Source organism: Flavobacterium pallidum (assembly GCF_003097535.1).
In the GTDB taxonomy this organism is placed as follows: domain Bacteria; phylum Bacteroidota; class Bacteroidia; order Flavobacteriales; family Flavobacteriaceae; genus Flavobacterium; species Flavobacterium pallidum.
Map to the genome: position 1 here is coordinate 408081 of NZ_CP029187.1, position 20575 is coordinate 428655.

The 20575-nt window shown below is 45.1% G+C and carries 18 protein-coding genes; 12 read left to right on the top strand and 6 right to left on the bottom strand.

Annotated features, from left to right (window positions below):
• Positions 1-49: 49 nt before the first annotated feature.
• Genes pdeM through HYN49_RS01605 form a run of 4 tightly spaced genes read right to left on the bottom strand, consistent with a single transcriptional unit; the run spans position 50 to position 5786 of the window.
• Positions 50-685 (bottom strand): ligase-associated DNA damage response endonuclease PdeM, encoded by a 636-nt coding sequence (gene pdeM / locus HYN49_RS01590; RefSeq protein ID WP_108902485.1) that lies wholly within the window; start codon positions 683-685, stop codon positions 50-52.
• Entirely contained in the window at positions 682-3150 is a 2469-nt protein-coding gene (locus tag HYN49_RS01595; RefSeq protein WP_108902486.1) for a ligase-associated DNA damage response DEXH box helicase, read from the bottom strand. Before HYN49_RS01595 ends, pdeM begins: the two co-directional genes overlap by 4 nt.
• Positions 3151-3153: 3 nt before the next feature.
• Complete coding sequence (locus HYN49_RS01600) at positions 3154-4755, bottom strand: ATP-dependent DNA ligase (protein WP_108902487.1); 1602 nt, start codon at positions 4753-4755, stop codon at positions 3154-3156.
• Entirely contained in the window at positions 4752-5786 is a 1035-nt protein-coding gene (locus HYN49_RS01605; protein ID WP_108902488.1) for a ligase-associated DNA damage response exonuclease, read from the bottom strand. Before HYN49_RS01605 ends, HYN49_RS01600 begins: the two co-directional genes overlap by 4 nt.
• A gap of 273 nt (positions 5787-6059) precedes the next feature.
• On the opposite strand from HYN49_RS01605, the gene HYN49_RS01610 reads away from it, so the two are divergent.
• From HYN49_RS01610 to HYN49_RS01625, 4 genes are all read left to right on the top strand, one after another.
• A complete protein-coding gene (locus HYN49_RS01610) occupies positions 6060-6464 on the top strand; it encodes a tetratricopeptide repeat protein (protein WP_108902489.1) in 405 nt (134 codons plus the stop codon).
• A gap of 68 nt (positions 6465-6532) precedes the next feature.
• Complete coding sequence (locus tag HYN49_RS01615; RefSeq protein WP_108902490.1) at positions 6533-6934, top strand: hypothetical protein; 402 nt, start codon at positions 6533-6535, stop codon at positions 6932-6934.
• 164 nt (positions 6935-7098) lie between these two features.
• Entirely contained in the window at positions 7099-8727 is a 1629-nt protein-coding gene (gene pruA / locus HYN49_RS01620; protein ID WP_108902491.1) for an L-glutamate gamma-semialdehyde dehydrogenase, read from the top strand.
• Between the two features lie 92 nt (positions 8728-8819).
• Positions 8820-9812: a T9SS type A sorting domain-containing protein gene (locus tag HYN49_RS01625; protein WP_108902492.1), complete on the top strand. Its 993-nt coding sequence runs from the start codon at positions 8820-8822 to the stop codon at positions 9810-9812.
• A 232-nt stretch (positions 9813-10044) separates the two neighbouring features.
• On the opposite strand, the gene rsmG is transcribed toward HYN49_RS01625, so the two are convergent.
• On the bottom strand, positions 10045-10674 hold the full coding sequence (rsmG, locus tag HYN49_RS01630) for a 16S rRNA (guanine(527)-N(7))-methyltransferase RsmG (protein ID WP_108902493.1): 630 nt from the start codon (positions 10672-10674) through the stop codon (positions 10045-10047).
• A gap of 147 nt (positions 10675-10821) precedes the next feature.
• On the opposite strand from rsmG, the gene HYN49_RS01635 reads away from it, so the two are divergent.
• From HYN49_RS01635 to HYN49_RS01650, 4 genes are all read left to right on the top strand, one after another.
• Positions 10822-11916 (top strand): fatty acid desaturase family protein, encoded by a 1095-nt coding sequence (locus HYN49_RS01635; RefSeq protein ID WP_108902494.1) that lies wholly within the window; start codon positions 10822-10824, stop codon positions 11914-11916.
• 22 nt (positions 11917-11938) lie between these two features.
• On the top strand, positions 11939-13123 hold the full coding sequence (locus HYN49_RS01640) for a pyridoxal phosphate-dependent aminotransferase (RefSeq protein WP_108904908.1): 1185 nt from the start codon (positions 11939-11941) through the stop codon (positions 13121-13123).
• A gap of 124 nt (positions 13124-13247) precedes the next feature.
• Positions 13248-14414 (top strand): formate-dependent phosphoribosylglycinamide formyltransferase, encoded by a 1167-nt coding sequence (purT, locus tag HYN49_RS01645; RefSeq protein WP_108902495.1) that lies wholly within the window; start codon positions 13248-13250, stop codon positions 14412-14414.
• A gap of 5 nt (positions 14415-14419) precedes the next feature.
• Complete coding sequence (locus HYN49_RS01650; RefSeq protein ID WP_108902496.1) at positions 14420-14737, top strand: DUF6370 family protein; 318 nt, start codon at positions 14420-14422, stop codon at positions 14735-14737.
• A gap of 89 nt (positions 14738-14826) precedes the next feature.
• Here HYN49_RS01650 and HYN49_RS01655 read toward each other — a convergent pair whose 3' ends face one another.
• Positions 14827-16455: a hypothetical protein gene (locus HYN49_RS01655; RefSeq protein ID WP_108902497.1), complete on the bottom strand. Its 1629-nt coding sequence runs from the start codon at positions 16453-16455 to the stop codon at positions 14827-14829.
• 249 nt (positions 16456-16704) lie between these two features.
• Between HYN49_RS01655 and HYN49_RS01660 the strand changes: the two genes are divergently transcribed.
• From HYN49_RS01660 to HYN49_RS01675, 4 genes are all read left to right on the top strand, one after another.
• Positions 16705-17385: a response regulator transcription factor gene (locus HYN49_RS01660; RefSeq protein ID WP_108902498.1), complete on the top strand. Its 681-nt coding sequence runs from the start codon at positions 16705-16707 to the stop codon at positions 17383-17385.
• Positions 17385-18773, top strand: coding sequence for a sensor histidine kinase (locus tag HYN49_RS01665; RefSeq protein ID WP_108902499.1), 1389 nt, complete (start codon positions 17385-17387; stop codon positions 18771-18773). The genes HYN49_RS01660 and HYN49_RS01665 overlap by 1 nt, the downstream gene beginning before the upstream one ends.
• 86 nt (positions 18774-18859) lie before the next feature.
• Positions 18860-19585, top strand: a complete 726-nt coding sequence (locus tag HYN49_RS01670; RefSeq protein WP_108902500.1) for a hypothetical protein — start codon at positions 18860-18862, stop codon at positions 19583-19585.
• Positions 19586-19615: 30 nt separating this feature from the next.
• Positions 19616-20566, top strand: a complete 951-nt coding sequence (locus tag HYN49_RS01675) for a bestrophin family protein (RefSeq protein ID WP_108902501.1) — start codon at positions 19616-19618, stop codon at positions 20564-20566.
• The last annotated feature ends 9 nt before the right edge of the window (positions 20567-20575 follow it).

The window sequence follows — 20575 nt, forward strand, 5'->3', positions numbered from 1 at the left end:
TACCGTGCGCCAGAGTATTTTATGGAATTCCTTTCGAGTTATGTAATATTCAGCACACTTTCACAATCCGGTCTTTGGCAATGGCATATACGCAATCGTCGGTTTCCGGAATCAAAACGTAAGTTCCCGTAAATTCGCCAAATGCCGGCAATATCATCTGGTTTTCCCTCTGAAAAAAACAAGGCAGTTTCATAAATTGCTTCCCGATGCCGCGCAGTTCAATCGCCGGATGGATGTGCCCGCAAATGTTGAATAGATCATCCCTTTGCTCGGGATGGTGCGTCAACAGGAATCCGTCAGTCAAAATTTCTTTCAAGACCAAAACGCCCAAATCATCATAATGCTGCTGCGAAATGATGTCGTGGTTTCCTGCCACCAATATTATTTTCGCTTCCGCAGATTTTACCCAGCCGTCAAACAATTCCCATTCCCTGTTTTTCTTACTGTGGAAAAGATCTCCCATAAAAATGACGGCTTCCGGCGAAAAGAAATCGAGCACCCCGTCAAGCCGATGGAAATTCATTGCTACGGCATTTTCGGGAATGGCCATGCCGTGCTTCCGGAAATGGGATACTTTCCCGAGGTGCACATCGGAAATCAAAAGCGTGTTTTTTTCCTGCCAGAACAAGGCTGCCGACGGATGCAGTATAAAAGTATTGTTGCGTATGGAAATCGTTTGTGTCATTTTTCGTTTTTCATAAAGGAAGCTGTCATTTTTGCAATACGGTCGGCCAGGGTTTCACTGCTGAGTTTCTCCCGAAGCCTGTCGGTAATGATCGGGAAACTAAAAGGTGTAGGTTTATCGCATTTTTTGACGACGATATTCTGTGTCGCGATTCTTTCCAAAGCCAAAATCAAACGCCCTTCTTCCAATTGGTGCTCAAACGTTTCGCGGTACGCCTGTTGGAGCAATAAATTATCAGGTTCATAATCCCGGAACACGGCAAAAAGCAATTGCGAACTACTTTGCAAATGTTTCGTTTTAATCAATTGCCCCGGATAACCTGTAAATACCAATCCCGCAATCACAGCAATATCGCGGAATTTCCGCCTTGCCATTTCCGTAGCATTCAGGCTGTGCTGCAAATCATGGTGCACGTATTCGGCCGAAAACAAATTGTTATCCAATACGCCTTGAATATCAATTTCCTGGTCTGAAAGCAGTTCAAATCCGTAGTCATTATAGGCCAAAGAAAACGAAATCGGTGACAGCAAACTGATGCGATAGGCCAAAAGGCTGGCCAGGGCTTCATGCACGAAGCGTCCTTCAAACGGATAAAATATCGCATGGAAACCTTCGCGCGACTTGAACATTTCAATAAGGAATTCATCGGCAGAAGGAACGATGGATTCCTTTCGCTGGCGTTTGAAAACGGGTGCCATGGCTTTAAGTTCGGGAGTCAGTTTGTCGGTATTGGCAAGATACATTTCCTGCCGCAGCATTTCGCTCATTTGCGCCGAGAATGATAACCTGCCGCCCATCCAGCTTGTGAGTTTTGAACTTTTAGCATTATCGGCACGGCGTACGATGACCTGCATGTTTTTCACCTGGAACAATTCGAGCTTCCTTCCTGCGAACGTAAACACATCGCCCGGTTTCAGTTTCGATATAAACCATTCCTCAATCGTCCCGATAAAACTGCCGCCCAGGAATTTGACGTTCATCACGGCATCTCCCACAATCGTTCCAATCTGCATCCGGTGGTGCATCGCAATCCTTCTGCTGGTAATTTTAAACAATCCGTTTTCAAGGATATCTACTTTTTTATATTCGTCGTAGGCCTGTAAACTTTGGCTGCCTTTTGTAATAAAGTTCAATAACCATTGCCAATGTTCTGGTGTCATCGCCTGATAGCAGAATGTTCCTTTCACTTCCTTGTAAATTTCGTCAGGAAAAAATCCATCCGAAACGGCGAGCGTATTGAGGTATTGTACCAAAACATCCCAGCTGTTCAGGTAGGGTACACGGTCTTCGACAACGGTATCGGCAACGGCTTTTTTGAGCGCAGAAGCTTCAATGAGTTCCATGGCATAAGTCGCAAGGAAATAAATCACGCTTTCCTTACCCGGCTGGTGCCCGCTGCGGCCCGCACGCTGCATAAAACGCGCCACGCCTTTGGGTCCGCCTACCTGAATAATGGTTTCTACGGGCGCAAAATCGACACCCAAATCCAGGCTTGAAGTACAAACGACGACTTTCAATTGCTCGTCACGAATGGCCTGCTCGACCCACAGCCTCGTATCGCGGTTGATGCTGCCATGGTGCATCGCCATTTCGCCGGCGAATTCGGGGTATTTTTCCAAAAGCCGTTGGAACCAGATTTCGCAGGCCGAACGCACATTGGTAAAGATCAATGTAGTCCTGCTTTTTCGGATAATATCGGCCACCTCATCGATTAAGTGCAAACCCATATGCCCGCGCCACGGATAGGCTTCCATTTTTTCCGGAATGATTGACAGTATTTTAATTTTTTTATTGATATGCGCATGGATTAACACCGAATTTTGCAACGCTGCCGACTTTACGCCTAACAATACTTCCTGCGCCTGCTGCAAGTTGCCGATGGTTGCCGAAATGCCCCAAATCCGCATATCATCCGTAATCGATTTTAACCGTGACAATGCCAATTCCACCTGTACGCCACGTTTGGTACCAAGCAACTCGTGCCATTCGTCAATAATGATGGCGCTGCAATCCTTAAACACCTTTTCATATCCTTTTGAAGCGAGTAAAAGCTGTAAACTTTCGGGGGTAGTGACGAGCAAGTCAGGCATTTTGTCCTTCTGCTTTGCACGTTCACCCGCCGGGGTATCGCCACTGCGGATACCGACGGTCATCTTCGCATCGAGGTCGTTCACGACCCGTTCCGCCGCCTGTTTTATTTCCACCGATAAGGCTCGTAAAGGCGTAATCCAGATGGCTTTCAATCCCGGTTTGTGTTTGTTTTGATAATCCGGATTTTGCTTGATGTAATTGAGCACGACCGGGATCCAAAGCGCATATGTTTTCCCGCTCCCGGTGGGCGCATTGAGCAAACCGTTTTTGCCCTGCAGGAAAGCCGTCCAGGTTTCTTTTTGGAATGGGAACGACTTCCAGCCCTGGGTTTTAAACCAATTGTCGGCTATTTCGAAAAGTTTTGCTCTGTTCAAGTGTTAAGGAATCATATTTTTTAAATCATCAATCGAATTGGCCTCGTTAATTTTTTTATCATGCCGCCATCTTAAAATTCGCGGAAATCTAGTTGCCACGCCGCTTTTATGCCTTTTAGATAACGCAATCCCTTCAAAACCTATTTCAAAAACCAATTGCGGCGTCACGCTGCGCACCGGTCCGAAACGTTCCAGCGTATGTTTTTTAATCCAGTCATCAACCTGGCGGAATTCGGCATCGGTGAGCCCTGAATACGCTTTCGCAAAAGTGACCAGTTCCTTGGTGCCGTCGTCATTGGTTTGCCAAAGCGCAAAAGTATAATCCGTGAAGAGATTCGAGCGACGGCCTGAACCCCGCATCGCATAAGTTAAAACCGCATCGATTACCAACGGCTCAATTTTCCATTTCCACCAGTCGCCTTTTTTACGGCCGACTTCGTATTTGGAATCGCGGCGTTTGAGCATCAGCCCTTCACTACGCATCTCCCTTGCCTGGAGTCTTTCATTTGCGACTTCCTCCCATGAATTGCAAACGCTGTTTCCGGATAAAATAAGCGGCAGATTTTTATCTTTTACAGATTCCAGAAGTTGTTCCAATAGCTTCCTCCTTTCATCATAGGTCTGTTGCCGGATGTCTTTCCCTTCCCATTCCAATAAATCATAAGCCTTAATGATAACCGGTGTTTTTGATAACAAATCCTTTGAAATGGTTTTACGTCCGATGCGGGTTTGCAAATCATTGAATGTCCCGATTTCGCCATTCGGGAAAGGCAAAATCTCACCGTCAATCACCGTGCCATTGGGAATGATCCCGGTGAAGCTGTGAAGTTCCGGATATTTATCGGTGACCAGTTCCTCGCCGCGGCTCCAGACATACAACTCGCCGTCACGGACAATCGTCTGCGAACGGATGCCATCCCATTTATGCTCGATGGCCCAGTCCGAAGCATTGCCTAAAGCGGACACTTCACCTTCAATCGGATAAGCCAGATAAAACGGGTAGGGTTTTGAAAGATGGTCGCTGCTTTTTTCATCCAGAATCAATTCCTGGAATGAAATGGTTGCCGGATTCCAGTTTCCCATCAGTTTGTAAGCGAGCAAATCCTCATCGACTTCGGTGGCTTTTGAAAGCGCACGCGTCATCAGTTTCTGGCTGACACCGATGCGGAAACTGCCCGTAATCAATTTGGTAAAGACAAATCGTTCGTAATAATTCAAGGCCAGCCAGTTTTCGTGTAAGTAGGCGCGTTTCTGTTCATCAGTTTTGCTTTTGAGCGCAATCATTTCGTGCAGATATTCGGACAGGCTTTTGTCTGAATGTTCTTCAGTCGTTGGGATAATTAACGCAATAGTTTCCGCCAAATCGCCGACGATATGGTAACTTTCCTCAAATAACCACAACGGGATGGCTGCCAATTCGTTTGCCCAAATGCGCAGCAATGTCGTATTGACGGGACGTGGCGGACGGCGGTGTGACAAGATCGCAATCGTCCAAACCTTGTCCTCATCGGAGGCATGCCCGAAATACTCCGTCAGCGCGTTGACTTTCACACTCGTTTTGTTGGAACTGTCGAGGGCTTTTATGAGATTCGCAAAATTCTTCATGCGGCGGTTTCGTTTTCATTTTCGGGTGTCGTGCCCATTTCCGCAGATTCGCCTTCATATTGTGTGTTGGCAGTGCGGGCATCATAACCCAATTCGCGCAAATACTTTGAAAAAATATCGGAATACCCGTGGGTGCAGATCACTTTTTCGGCACCTGTCGCTTTGATGCTGTCCAATAACGAATACCAGTCGCAATGGTCACTCAATACAAATCCTTTGTCGATAGCGCGTCTTGCACGTGCACCACGAAATGCCATCCAGCCGCTTGCCGTGCCCGTAACGAATGGCGTCATTTTCCTGATCCACGGACTGCCGTGGGCGCTTGGCGGTGCAATAACGATGTTACCGAGCAATTCTTCTTTTTTGGTGGCGGATGTGATTAATGTCGTTTCGGGAAGTTTGACGATGGAACGCAACACTTCAGTCATGTTTTCGACGGCGCCATGGGTGTAGATTTTCCCGATCGAAGTGTCGAGGTGCTTCATCAGCCGTTGTGCCTTTCCTAAAGTGTATCCGAACAGGATGGATGTCTGACCTTCCGCTTTATTTTCGGCCCACCAGTTGTTGATGTCACAGAAGACATCTTTCTGCGGAAGCCAATTAAAAGCTGGCAATCCGAAAGTACATTCTGTAATGAAGGTATCGCATTTCAAGACTTCGTAAGGTTGTGAGATTCCATCGTCTTCGGTTTTATAATCACCTGTAAATACCCATACTTCGCCTTTGTATTCGACACGGACCTGTGAACTGCCGACGATGTGCCCGGCCGGATGCAGCGAGAATTTTACGCCGTTCACGAGGAAGGTTTCATTCCAGCTTTTACCAGTGACGTTAATTTCGCCGAGGCGGTGACGGATAATTGGGACGTTTTGGTAATGGGTGATATAGTTTTGATGTCCCCAACGGGAATGGTCGGAATGACCGTGGGTGATGATGGCGTTGGTGACCGGCCGCCACGGATCAAGGTACACATCAGCCTGCTCGCAGTAAATGCCTTTGTCGTTAAAAGCCAGCAGCGGAGTTCTTTTCATAATCGGGTTTTGACATTCTTATAAATTTACGAAGCCACTGCAACATGATTGGTTTATTTAGAAGAAGTTTAACTTTTGTTTGGACACCATAACAATCTTAGTTCTGAAGTCTTTAGGAAGTAAAGTATCAATTAAATGGAAAATACCTGAATTTGAATAATCCCGTTATGACCGCGAAGAATCTATAATAATTTCAATAGCGAAATTAGGTTTTTTTACCTGATTATGTTTAAAATCAAATGATTACATTTGTTTAAATCTTAATTATCAAATATGAAAAAATTATTTTTAATCGCAATATTCAGCATAAATGCCTATTCCCAAAAAGATTCCTTGTCTGTGGCTGTAGCGGGAGATAAGATCAGTACTGACAAACTGGAAATGTTACTCAATGATTTGACCAAACAAATCGATGAATCTAAGGATCTTGATAAAAAGTCAGATTTTCTTAACCAGCGAGGCGTGCTTTTTTTGGCCATGGGAAATTATAGTAAATCCAACTCGGATTTTGTAGCAATAATTGAAATCGATAAACGTCATATTCCGGAGGCATATTATTATAAAGCCATAACGAACTCGCTTCTTGGTAAATCTGATTGCGATTCATTTAAAAAAGCCAAATCATTAGGCTACGAAACTGATTGGACTAATCTAAAAATTTTTTGTAATGATTTATAATCTAACCTTTTAAATTATCAAACAATGAAAAAAATTAAACTACTCCTCGGATTTTTTTCCTGTCAATTATGATTTCATGCTCAGATGAAGGAAGTGACGTTTTAAACGCTAACTCAAAATCAATGGAATATTATGGCGTTACCATTCAGTGGCCTAAAGATCTTAGATTAAGTGTGGAAAGCGACATAATGAAGGCTGAGCATGGATGCTACACTGTACAAGTCAGGATATACATGACAGAAACGGACAGAAATGAAAAATTGTTGATATGTAGTTCAGTCGTTAAAGTTGGTGAATGTGCAGAAAACAGACCTGTTGATAACTGCACCGGAACCTATAAAGATCAATTTATTACATCAGAATATGTTAATCCGGAATTTCCTGAAGCATGTGCAATAGCAGTTTTCGATGATCAACCAACTATTTATAATGAGTATTTAACCCAGCGAAGAGCATTAACAGGATTATAATAAAAAAACCACATGATAGACTGCCCCCAAAAGTTAGACACTTATTGGGGGCATCTTTTATTATAATCCTCAGAAGCGTAGGTGTTCCTGGCAAATATTGATTTTATTATCGATTTCGTATCTTTGCACCACAATTTCAGATAATACTTAAAAAATATACATTTATGTTAAAAGGTTTTTTTCATGTGCCAAAAGCGGTCAATGAACCGGTGAAGGCTTACAGGCCGGGAAGTCCGGAAAAAGAGGCTGTGCTTGCGGCTTACAATGCAATGTGGAATGCTCAGGTTGATGTGCCGTTGTATATCGGGAGTGAGGAGATCAGGACCGGGAATACGAAAAACATGTCCGCGCCGCATGACCATAAGCACGTTGTTGGGACCTATCATCTGGCCGAGAAAAAGCATGTGGATATGGCCATTGAAAACGCTTTGGCGGCAAAAGATGCCTGGGCAGACCTTGCCTGGGAGCAGCGCGCAGCGATTTTCCTGAAAGCCGCCGAATTGATTGCCGGGCCTTACCGTGCCAGGATCAATGCCGCAACGATGATCGCGCAATCGAAGACGGTTTTCCAGGCCGAGATTGATGCGGCGTGCGAACTGATCGACTTTTTGCGTTTCAACGTCGAGTTCATGACGCAGATCTACAACGACCAGCCTAAATCGAATTCGGATATGTGGAATCGTTTGGAATACCGCCCGCTGGAAGGGTTCGTGTATGCGATTACGCCGTTTAACTTTACCGCGATTGCTGCGAATTTGCCTGCGAGCGCCGCGATGATGGGCAATGTAGTGATTTGGAAACCAAGCGACAGCCAGGTATTCTCTGCCAAAGTGATCATCGATGTATTTAAGGAAGCAGGTGTTCCGGATGGCGTGATTAACGTGGTCTTCGGCGATGCGGCGATGATCAGCAACACGATTTTCGACCATGCTGACTTTGCGGGAATCCATTTTACGGGATCAACGCATGTGTTTAAGGATATCTTTAAAACAATCGGAAATAATATCGATAAATATAAAACTTACCCGAGGATTGTCGGGGAAACCGGCGGCAAGGATTTCATCGTCGCGCATCCCTCTGCGGACGTGAAGCAGGTTGTTACGGGAATTGCACGTGGCGCATTTGAATTCCAGGGACAGAAATGCTCGGCGGCATCGCGCGGTTATATTCCGCAAAGCCTTTGGCCTGCCGTGAAAGAACAGTTGATTGCTGATGTAAAATCGATGAAAATGGGTTCGCCTGCGGATTTCTCGAATTTCGTTACGGCGGTGATCCACGAAGGTTCGTTTGACAAGCTGGCTTCGTATATCGACCAGGCGAAAAAAGACAAGGATGCCGAAATCATTATCGGTGGCAATTATGACAAATCTGTGGGTTATTTTATTGAACCAACAGTGATTGTGACCACCAATCCGCATTATGCCACGATGGAAACAGAGTTGTTCGGGCCTGTGATGACGATTTATGTGTATGACGACAACAAATGGAGCGAGACTTTGAAACTGGTGGATGAAACTTCTCCGTATGCCCTGACCGGCGCAGTGTTCAGTCAGGACCGTTATGCACTTGCAGAAGCCACAGAAGTGTTGAAGAATGCCGCCGGAAATTTCTACATCAACGACAAACCGACAGGAGCGGTCGTGGGCATGCAGCCATTTGGCGGGGCAAGGGCTTCGGGCACGAATGACAAGGCGGGATCGGCGCTGAATTTATTGCGTTGGGTGTCTCCAAGAACGATAAAAGAAACGTTCGTAACGCCTACGGATTACCGTTATCCGTTTTTAGGGGAATAAACCTCAAATTCTAAATGGAAATGCAGATATACTCATTAGCCCGGAAACATCCGGGCTTTTTTTGTATATTCGGCTAATCTTAAACGAATTATATGAAAACAACATTACTTTCACTATTTTCACTTATTACAGCCGCAGCGTCAGCTCAGAGCGTGGCGAGTTACTACGGAGACAACAATACGGCTTATACTTTATTTTCCGCGGTAGTACCTCTAGACCATTCCGCTACAGGCGCAAATCAAACATGGAATTTCAGCGGCCTGACAGCTACAGGTAATGTGGTAGATGTTGTAGGCGCTCCTACCGGTCCTGAAGCCACAACCTATCCCGGAACTACCGGAACATCAACTACATCAGGAACAGAAAACGGGAGTCCGACTACCAGCAAAATTTTTTCAAAGGATGTCGCCGGGGCCATTTCTGTTACAGGTGTTGCCAGCGACGGATTGATTCTTAATTATTCTGCTGACAATGCTTCAGTAGGGACATACCCTCTCGCCTTCGGTTATTCAAATAGCGACAGCGTTGCAGGAACTTTTACTTATACCACTTACAGCGGCACATTCTCCGGAAATGTAACCACCACAGTCGATGCCTATGGTACTTTGACATTAGATCCGGGACCTGACAACATGAATGTAGTGCGTATAAAAACAACACAAACGATTGACCTGTTTTACCCTCCGTTTGGCGATGTAGGGGATGTAATCATTACCAGTTACAGTTATTATGAAGCCGGAAGCAATTCGCCTTTGTTCAGGACTGCAACAACAACGATGGTCGTGGCTTTGCTGTCAATCAACCAGACAAGGACGAGGGTTGAAATCATGAGTTCAGCACTTGGCCTTGATGACATGAACAGGAATACAGTACAATTGCTGCCAAATCCGGCGCAGGATGTATTGCATGTCGTGTCTGATGGAAATCAAACAGTGCGTTTGATCCGCCTTATCGATATGAATGGCAGGATTGTTTCACAATCCTCTGCGTCAAGCATGAATGTTTCGCAGCTGCAGAAAGGTATGTATTTTGCTGAAATCACTACTGATTCAGGAACTTTTACGAAGAAGGTGATAAAGCAATAGCAAGGGCGAGCCATTATAAAATTTCAAATCCCAGATTCCAATGAGTATACATTGGAATCTGGGATTTTGAATTTACGGTTGACCGCGCCAGGGATGTAAGCGGCATCCTTTTGCGGCCGCAGCGCAGCGGAGGCCGTAAAAGATATAGCATTATCAAGGAAAAAGCATCGCTTTTGACGAAGATACCTCACGTAGTGATGCCCGACCCGCAGGGGGTGCCGAAATAAAAAAATCAGGCCTTAAACTTCAGCGGAAGATGCACCACTTTTTTCGTTTCAAAAAATTCATCTGAGAAAAAATCCGAAATATTGTATTCGGTTGCCTTTGGAAAATCTTTTAATTCCTCAGTCAAATCGCCACCTTTGAGGTACAAGATTCCGTTCTTCAACTCGTGTTTCTGCTGCTTTTTAATCTTATCCTTAATCCAGGATACGAAATCGGGCATGTTCGTCACGGCGCGGCTGATGATGAAATCAAAATCGCCTTTGACCAGTTCGGCGCGAAGTTGTTCGGCTTTGACGTTCTTCAGCTCCAATCCTTCCGTTACTGCCTTTACCACATTGATTTTCTTCAGGATGATGTCGATCAGGTAAAAACGCGTTTCCGGAAAAAGGATCGCCAAAGGAATCCCGGGAAAGCCACCACCAGTACCCACATCCAGCACGTAAGTTCCCGGCTCGAAAGGCTGTACTTTGGCAATTGCCAGCGAATGCAGCACGTGTTTTGTATACAACTGGTCGATGTCTTTCCGGGAAATGACATTGATTTTTGCATTCCAGTCGTGGTACAAAGCTTCCAGCTTCAGGAACTGTTCCTTTTGAATATCAGTCAGGTAAGGGAAATGCTTGAGGATTTCATCCATTTTTTAAGAATTTAGCTACGCGCCATCGGCACATGGCTTTACGCCACAAAAGTAATCATTTAGTATTGAAATTTTTCGTTGATTTACACGTTTAGCTGTCTAATAATATTTACCTTTGGAAACAATTTTTTTACATTAAAAAATAATATGAATACCACAATTCCTACGTTCTCCAAGCAGGACAGCCTGAAGTTCTTCAGGACACTTAACTCCCGCGTAAACAACTACTTCAAAGAAAACAACCTCCAAAAAACCGGAAACTGGAAACTGCACCTGAAAGCCATCGTGATGTTCTCCATTTTCCTGACACCGTACTTTTTAATCCTGACGCTTGACATGCCTTTTTGGGTCATGCTGCTCCTGTCGATTGTCATCGGCGTAGGAATGGCCGGCGTGGGCATGAACGTGATGCACGACGGGAACCACGGTTCCTACTCCAACAAATCCTGGATCAATAAATTCATGGGCGGCAGCATTTACATCCTTGCCGGAAACGTATACAACTGGCAGGTACAGCACAATGTTTTGCATCACACTTACACCAACATCCACGGCCATGACGAAGATCTTGAAGCAGGCCGCATCATGCGTTTTACACCGCAGGCAGAATGGCGAAGGTTTCACAAATTCCAGCATTATTATTCTGTTTTCCTTTACGGATTACTGACTTTCAACTGGGCCATTACGACCGATTTCCAGCAGATGCGCCGTTATATGAAAAGGAAATTATCGTACGGCGAATTCCCAAATCCGGTAGCACAGTGGACCACTTTAATTATTACGAAGATCATTTATTTTTCGATTTGGCTTGTCGTTCCTATGGTTTTGGGCATTACGTGGTGGAAAGTTCTATTAGGCTTTTTGGTAATGCATTATACCGCAGGGGTTATCCTGAGCATCGTATTCCAATTGGCACACGTGGTCGAAGACACTTCAAATCCTGAACCAAACGAATACGGCGAAATCGAAAACACCTGGGCCATCCACCAATTGTTCACCACCGCGAATTTCGCTCCGAAAAACTGGCTCGTAAATTACTTCACCGGCGGCTTGAACCACCAGATTGAGCACCACATTTTCCCAAACATCAGCCATGTGCATTATGATAAGATTGCGAAAATCGTGAAGGAAACCGCACAGGAATTCAACCTTCCCTATTACGAATTCAAGACCATGAGAAGTGCTGTTGCCGCGCATTTCAAACACCTGAAAGAACTGGGACAAAACCCACAGTTAGCTTAATATGCAAACCGAAACAACTACAATGAATCCATTATCGGACAGGATCAATAATTTATCGACCTCACAAACGCTTGCCATGGCGGCACTTGCCCGGGAATTAAAAGCACAGGGGAAAGACATCATCAGCCTGAGCCTTGGAGAACCGGATTTCAACACGCCGGATTTCATCAAGGAAGCAGCCAAAAAAGCCATCGACGAAAATTATAGCACATATTCACCCGTAGACGGTTACCTCGAATTGAAAGAAGCGATTTGCCGTAAATTCAAGCGTGATAATAATCTCGATTATAAGCCGGGAAACATTGTCGTTTCTACCGGTGCCAAGCAATCGTTGTTTAATATCGCACAGGTGATGATCAACGAAGGCGACGAAGTGATCCTTCCTGCGCCTTACTGGGTCAGCAATTACGAAATCATCAGGATGGCAGGCGGAATTCCCGTCGAAGTGCCGACATCTGTAGACAGCGATTTCAAAATTACGCCCGAGCAGCTCGAAAAGGCCATCACGCCAAAGACAAAAATGATCTGGTACAGTTCGCCCTGCAATCCAAGCGGTTCAGTATACAATCGCGAAGAACTGACGGCCTTGTCAAAAGTATTGGAAAACCATCCGCAGATTTATGTTGTCTCCGATGAGATCTACGAACACATCAATTTCTCCGGCACCTTCTGCAGCATCGCCAGCATCCCAGGGATGTTCGACAGGACGATTACTGTAAATGGCGTAGCAAAAGCCTTCGCAATGACAGGTTGGCGGATCGGCTACATCGGTGTCCCGGAAATCATTGCCAAAGCCTGTACCAAAATGCAGGGACAGGTAACCAGCGGCGCCAACAGTATTGCTCAACGCGCGACCATCACTGCCGTCGATGCCGATCCTTCCGTTTTGAAGGATATGGTAAAAGCATTCCACAGCAGGCGTGATCTCGTTGTCGGATTGATCCGTCAGATTCCGGGATTAAAGCTCAATGTCCCTGAAGGCGCATTTTATGTATTCCCAGACGTGTCCTCTTTCTTCGGGAAAACACTGAAAGGCACGAAAATCAACAACGCCGACGATTTCTCCATGTATCTTTTATCAGAAGCCAATGTGGCAACAGTAACCGGTGACGCTTTCGGAAATCCGGACTGCATCCGCATCTCTTACGCCACGAGCGAGGAGTTGCTCACCGAAGCGATGAAAAGGATCAAAGACGCTTTAGCATAACATACGCCCCGGATTTTCGGGGCTTTTTTTATTGATAATTTTGGCGCTGCCTTCGGCCCGGGCTCTCCGCGGTGCACGGCACCTTGCTTCGATCCCTAGCGCGGCCCCACCCTAACCTCAACGTATGAACAAGAAAATACTCCTCCTCGGATCGGGAGAACTCGGAAAAGAATTCGTCATCGCCGCACAACGCATTGGCCAGACCGTCATCGCCGTAGACAGTTACGAAAATGCACCGGCCATGCCTGTCGCACATGGATTTGAAGTCATCAACATGCTCGACGGCGATGCACTTGATGCCATCGTCGCTAAACACAAACCGGACTTTATCGTCCCTGAAATTGAAGCGATCCGCACCGAACGCTTTTACGATTACGAAAAACAAGGGATTACTGTAGTCCCTTCTGCGAAAGCGGCGAATTTCACGATGAACCGTAAAGCGATCCGCGACCTGGCCGCAAAGGAACTCGGCTTGAAAACCGCGAATTACCGTTACGCCACCACCGCCGGGGAATTGCAAAAGGCAGTGGCTGAAGTCGGCATGCCATGCGTCGTAAAACCATTAATGTCCTCATCGGGCAAAGGCCAATCTACCATAAAATCTGAAGCTGATATCGAAACCGCATGGAATTATGCTGTTGAAGGCTCGCGTGGCGATGTTGTGGAAGTGATTGTGGAAGCATTTGTCAAATTCAATTCTGAAATCACGTTGCTCACCGTTACCCAAAATAATGGCCCTACCCTATTCTGTGCACCTATCGGCCACCGTCAGGAACGCGGTGATTACCAGGAAAGCTGGCAGCCTGCAAGGATTTCGGACAAGGATTTGTATGAAGCGCAGGACATGGCTGAGAAAGTCACTGAGGCTTTGGGCGGCGCCGGATTATTTGGTGTGGAGTTTTTTCTTGCCGATGACGGCGTGTATTTCTCCGAATTGTCACCGAGGCCGCATGACACCGGCATGGTAACTTTAGCAGGAACGCAAAACTTCAACGAATTCGAATTGCATTTGCGTGCGATATTGTCCCTGCCGATTTTCGAAATCCGATTGGAGAAAGTTGGCGCAAGTGCTGTAATCCTGGCGTCGGAAAACAGCAACAATCCTACTTTTACAGGAATTGAAAATGTCGCAGGCCTTCCTAAAACAGATTTTCGTATCTTCGGCAAACCGACATCAAGGCCGTACCGAAGAATGGGTGTTGTTTTGACCAATGACACTTTGGAAACCGATGCAGCACAAGTCGTTGAAAAGGCGAAGTCGGCAGCGAAATTAATAACCGTAAACTCTTAAATATTATGAAAAAATCACTTTTAATCGCATTTGCGTTTATATCTTTTGCCGTAAGCGCACAGGAAAAAATCAAAGACAAAGTAGTCGAAGTATCTTGTGGCGAGTGCCAGTTCCACATGAAAGGCAAAGGCTGCAACATGGCCATCCGCATGGACAAAAAGACCTATTTCGTTGATGGCGACAAACTGGACAAACATGGGGATGCCCATGCCGAAGACGGGATGTGTAATGCCGTCAGGGAAGCAAAAGTAAGCGGCGAAATTGTAGGCGACCGTTTTAAAGCAACATCCATCACGTTGTTACCCGCAAAGAAAAAGAAATAACAATACATTTATCAGCATAAAAAACCGGGACATCATGTCCCGGTTTTTTTATTTAAACAGTAAGCGTATAATGAAAATCTAAATTAAGACTATTTTTTCAGGCTTCGGTTTTCAAAAGTAGTCACGTCAATTATTTTCTCGTTGTCAATGTCGAAGGAGATGTTGATGCTGTCGCCTTCCTTGGTAACAGGCAATTCGCTGGACAATTGGGAAGAACCGACAAAAATATTCGGATAATCCTTGACCGTAAAATAGTAAAAACTGTTGCCATTCTTCACATCGCTTTGGATTCTGGACACCACGGTTTTCAACGATTTGCGGTTGTCCTGGCTGCCCGGATTGATTTTATTGCCTGCCATATTGTAAACGCTTTTATACGCCGAAAGCGCTTCGCGCATGCTGTTCCCAACACCCACAATCGTGTAATCGTTAATGGAAACCATCGCATACATCTTCACCAGGCCGCCTTCATCTTTCAGCGTCATGACGTAAGTCGGGATGTTGTTGATGTTATAAGGAATCGGCAATGAAGCGCGATAGCCTTTTTCCTGCACTTTACCTTCAGCGGAACTTTGGGCGGCAAATTCAGTAGCGCCGCTTTGCCCATAAATGGTGGTCTCTTTGGTACGCGTATCAACAAGTACGAACCCTACAGCAGACTCTTCCTTACCGACTGAACTTATACCGGTGTACCAATACGAACGGTTGTTCTGGCCATAAACCAAAGTCAGCCCTTCCGTAATCATCAATTTGTCACGGTTAGACCAGTTCCAGTAGCCGTGTACATAGTCACCCCAATCTGAAAGCTGGTCCTGGATGAATGAAATCGGCTGCACACGGTCAACCCACGACGGGGCATCTTCTATACCATACTCTTTCATGGCACCGGTTTCGGCATCGACAACCACGACACCTGTGGCATCATTTCCGGCAAAACCGATTTTCTTTTTATAAGTCGTAACAACCCAATACGGATGCCCGGCATCATCAATCTCAAAATTAAAATCCTCTAATCCGACAGACATATAGCCATTGAAATAAAGGTGCCTTTCAATTTGTGACCCGAAGAATGCCGCGGGTTGGTATTTAATGTGTATTTGCTTGCCATTGATTTTTTCAACCAATTTCACATCGCGTTCATTCGTTGCTGAAACCATCACATAACCCGGTGTGCCTTCAGAATTGCTGAACCATTTAAAAAAACCGGTATGCAATAACGGCGCTACCCAGTACAAATCATGGTTGACTTTTTGGATGGTAAAGTCCCCAATTTCTACCTGGCTTCCCAATGCAGGCTGCGACCCGAGGATTTTCTCGCCCAGGAGATACGCCAGCGGCTCGTCAACAACACGGATTTCATCTATTGAAATGGGCGCGATGTGATTGGATATCTTTTTACCATTATCCACTTTTCCAATCATATTACGATACGCATCAGTGTGGAACATCGGTGCACTTGTAATCAATGGCACGATGGTCATGTAAACTACCAGCGCCAGGATCAACCATCCGAAAATTCTGTTTGGTTTCGAGATGAACTGGAATTTTTTACGATCCTGCGAAAGCCCGATTTTGGTAAAAAACAACATTCCGATTATAGCAAGGATCAGTAGCATTACAGGCAACTGGATGAATCCGTAATTCAATACCGGATGGCCGAAGTACAGGAACAGGAAAATGATGAACAGGAATAACAGAGGTGATAAAATTCTTTTCATGGTTTTGTTTTGGTTTTGACTATGATACGCTGCCTTTTATAATTTGTTACATTTGATGATGGCGAAGAAGTCCGTGAAGCCATCCGGCATTTAACTATTCTCGTGAAATTGAAATTTTAACGCATAAAATTTTCATGTAATCGTAATTATCGGAAGCATTTTAACAATATCCCTTAATTCTTTTACACATTAAGTTTTTTTAAAGAAAGTTTAAAAATGTGTGGCTTATTTTTGGCAAAACTTTTTCAAATGAGACTTTTGATTGTTGAAGATGAGCCCAATTTACTTTCCGTAATCCGCAAGGGCTTTACAGAAAAAGGCCACAACTTAAGCGCTGCTATGGACGGCAGGACGGCTTTGGAAATGCTGGGCGAATACACTTTTGATGCCGTAATCCTTGACATTATGCTTCCGGACACCAATGGTTTGGAAATTTGCCGCCGACTTCGGTCCGTGCAGAATTTTGTACCGATATTATTGCTTACTGCACTGGGAAGCACCGAAAATATTGTTACCGGGCTCAATGCCGGCGCCGATGACTATCTTCCAAAACCATTCCGTTTTACAGAACTGGAAGCGCGGGTCAATGCCCTGGTCCGCCGTTCGTCACAGGAGCATAAACCCATTGAAACCATTACCATCGAAGATCTTGAAGTAGATTTTCGTGCCAAAACCGTGAAACGGGATGGCAGTTTTATACAACTTACTGCGAAAGAATTTTTACTGCTCGGTTATCTCGTGAAAAATTCCGGTACGATATTGTCGCGCAATCTGATTTTGGACAACGTCTGGGACATCAATTTTGACCTGAACACGAATGTGGTCGATGTGTACATCAATTACCTTCGGAAGAAGATTGACAAACCTTATGAAGATAAATTAATCCACACCATCAAAGGCCTGGGTTATGTAATCAAACCTTTAACCTAATGCAGATCAGGAAAAAAATTACCCTCACTTATATTGTACTTTCCGGGTTGAGTACCTTGCTGCTCTGCCTGGTGGTGCTTTTCCTCTTTAAGAAGAACAACCAGTATTACTTCCTCAAACGTTTACATGACAGGGCAAAAATCGTCGCTTCCATCCACAGCCAGCATGACCCTGAAAAAGCGAAATATTACAGAAAGCTCAAAGAGAACGGACTTGAGGAACTCATCGATGAAAATGATTTCGTGCTTCGCGTAAACGGCAAGGATTCATTTGAATACAATACTGCACTAAATCTTCCGGCAACATTCTATACCGAGGTGCTTTCGCAGCAATCTACCTGGACTGAAGACGACAACCGGTATTTCTACGGACAGCTTTTTGAGGAAGGGAACCAAAAATACATCGTCATCATCACCGCAAAAGACCGCCGCGGGAATACGACGACAATCTATATTTTACAGATCCTTTTCTTCGCCGGAATCGCATTTGTTGTCCTTGCTTATTTCCTCGGACGGTTTTTGGCAAAAAAAATGATCACACCGGTCTCGAAAATTACCGCCGAAGTAAAACGCATCAGCGCTTCGAACCTGCACAATCGCGTAAAAGAACCTGAAAATAACGATGAACTGGCCGATTTGACACGTACCTTCAATGACATGCTCGACCGGTTGGAAACTTCGTTTGAAATTCAGGCCAATTTCATCAACAACGCTTCGCACGAACTCCGCACACCCATCACGACGATTATTGCCGAAACAGAAGTGATGCTTTCAAAAGAGCGCGAACCCCGGGAATACATGGAATCGCTTTCCAATATACAGAACCAGGCATCAAGGCTTGGAAACCTGACCAACGGACTGTTAAAGCTCACACAAACCGGTTATGACGGCAATAAGCAGGTGCTTGACGTAACAAGGCTGGACGAACTTTTAATGGACGTGAAATCGGATCTGGACAAGATTTACCCCACCAATAATGTCACACTGCGCCTCGATGATTTGCCCGAAGACGACGCTTTATTGCTGATCCCGTGTAACAAACCGCTTTTGGAACTGGCCTTGTCAAACATCATTTCAAACGGTGTAAAATATTCGGACAACGGCATCGTGTTTGTCACGCTTTCTGCGGATGCGAACCTGTTACGCATAAAAATAACCGACATCGGTATAGGAATTCCATCTGAAGATTTCCCTCATTTATATGAGCCTTTTTTCCGCGGAAAAGAAGCCTCGCGTTACAACGGATACGGACTGGGGTTGCCGCTGGCCATGAAGATCATCAGGATGCACAGCGGGGAAATGCAGATCCAGTCGGAACCGAATAAGGGCACTGTGGTACAAATCGACTTCCGCCGTTCCAACATTAAAATCTCTAATGGGAATTCTTAGGAAATTCTAATACGGATTTAACCTGCCTCTAATTTCAGGGTTGTTGTTTTGCAAGTGTAATTAGTAATCACTTAAAAATACAAGTCATGAAAAATATCTTAATCCCTACGATTTTACACCAGGATACGGTGGTTGCCGTAGCCTCTGCCATCGCGCATGCGGGTGGAAAACCATGCCGGATCATTTTACTGCAATTACAGCAGGTACCGGAAAATTATTCGTCAGCTTCCGTGCTGCGAAGTATGAAATCGGAACTCACCCAGGCGCAGCGCGAAGTTTTGGAAACCTCCCGGCATATCGCTGCATCTGAACCAAATTGCAACCTTCAAATACAAACGCAATATGCGCTGTCATCACCGCTGCTGAATCATTTACTGGAAAGCCTTTCGGCAGATTTGGTCATCCTGAGCGACTCATTCAAAAACTCTGATGTGCCCATCAATAAATATTGCGTAAAACTTCTCGGCAATTGCAAACTGGCCATCCTGCATGTTGGCGAAGGAATTGCAAAACCCGAATTCAGCAATGCGCTTTATCTGGAAAAAGCCCAATCCAAAATTCCTGTGGAAGATTTACAGCAATTGCTCAGTGAAAGTTTCTCCTGCAAAATCGTAAGCCGTGCCACGGTATTCGCAGACCAGGATTCGGATGAAATCATGCCGCAACTGTCGGAAACGATTTCCCGGAACAACATCGATTTATTGATTGAAATGCGCAAGCCTTCGAAAATAAAAATGAACAGGAAGCACGAACAGTCGTTTGCAAAAACAACCGGACTGCCGGTACTTTCGGTTTATGAAAAAGTAATTTAATCCCAAATCATTCATTTTAAAAAGAAAATTATGCTATTGAAAAAGAAAATTCCCATGAAGTATGTTTTGGGAAAAATACGTGTCGAACTAATATTGGTATTGCTTTATGCCGTGGGATTTTCGGTTTTCCACTTTTATTATTCTGGCGTTCCGTTGAATATCCCGATTGCCATTCCGGGGATTTTAGGCACCATCATTTCACTTTTGCTCGCGTTTAAATCGAACCAGGCTTACGACCGTTGGTGGGAAGCAAGAATTGTCTGGGGTTCGATCGTAAATGATTCCCGATCGCTGCTGCGCCAGGTCATCGCTTTCTATAAAGACCAGGATTTTTCAGTCGAAGCCAACGATTTCAGGGAACGTTTCGCACAAAGGCAGGCCGCGTGGTGTTACAGCCTCGGGCAATCCTTACGCGGGAAAGATGTCATGAAATCGATAAAATCGTTGTTGGAAGAAGAAGAACTGCAGTTTGTGAAACGCCATAAACATGTGCCGAACGCCCTATTGATGCTGCATGCCAAAGACCTTACAAAAGCTTTGGAAAAAGGAAAAATCAATTCCTTCCAACAAGTTGAAATCGACAATACACTGACGCGTTTGTGCGATGCCATGGGGAAATGTGAACGCATTAAAAACACGATTTTCCCGACCACGTACAGTATGTACATCCGTTTTACGCTTTGCCTGTTCGTCATATTATTGCCCTTCGGGATGGCAGAACACCTCGGTTGGCTGGTCATTCCGGTGGTGACATTGATTGGTGCTGCGTTTTTCCTTGTCGAAAAAATGGCAATTCACCTCCAGGACCCTTTTGAAAACAGGCCAACCGATACGCCGATGACGCTGATTGCCATGAATATCGAGCAAAACCTGTTGCAGATGGTGAATGAATTCCGGGACGAATACCAGAATGAGATTCCGGACGACAAGCCGAAACTGCATCACATACAGCCTGTTAAGAATGGTTATTTTGTACTTTAAGTTTGTTGA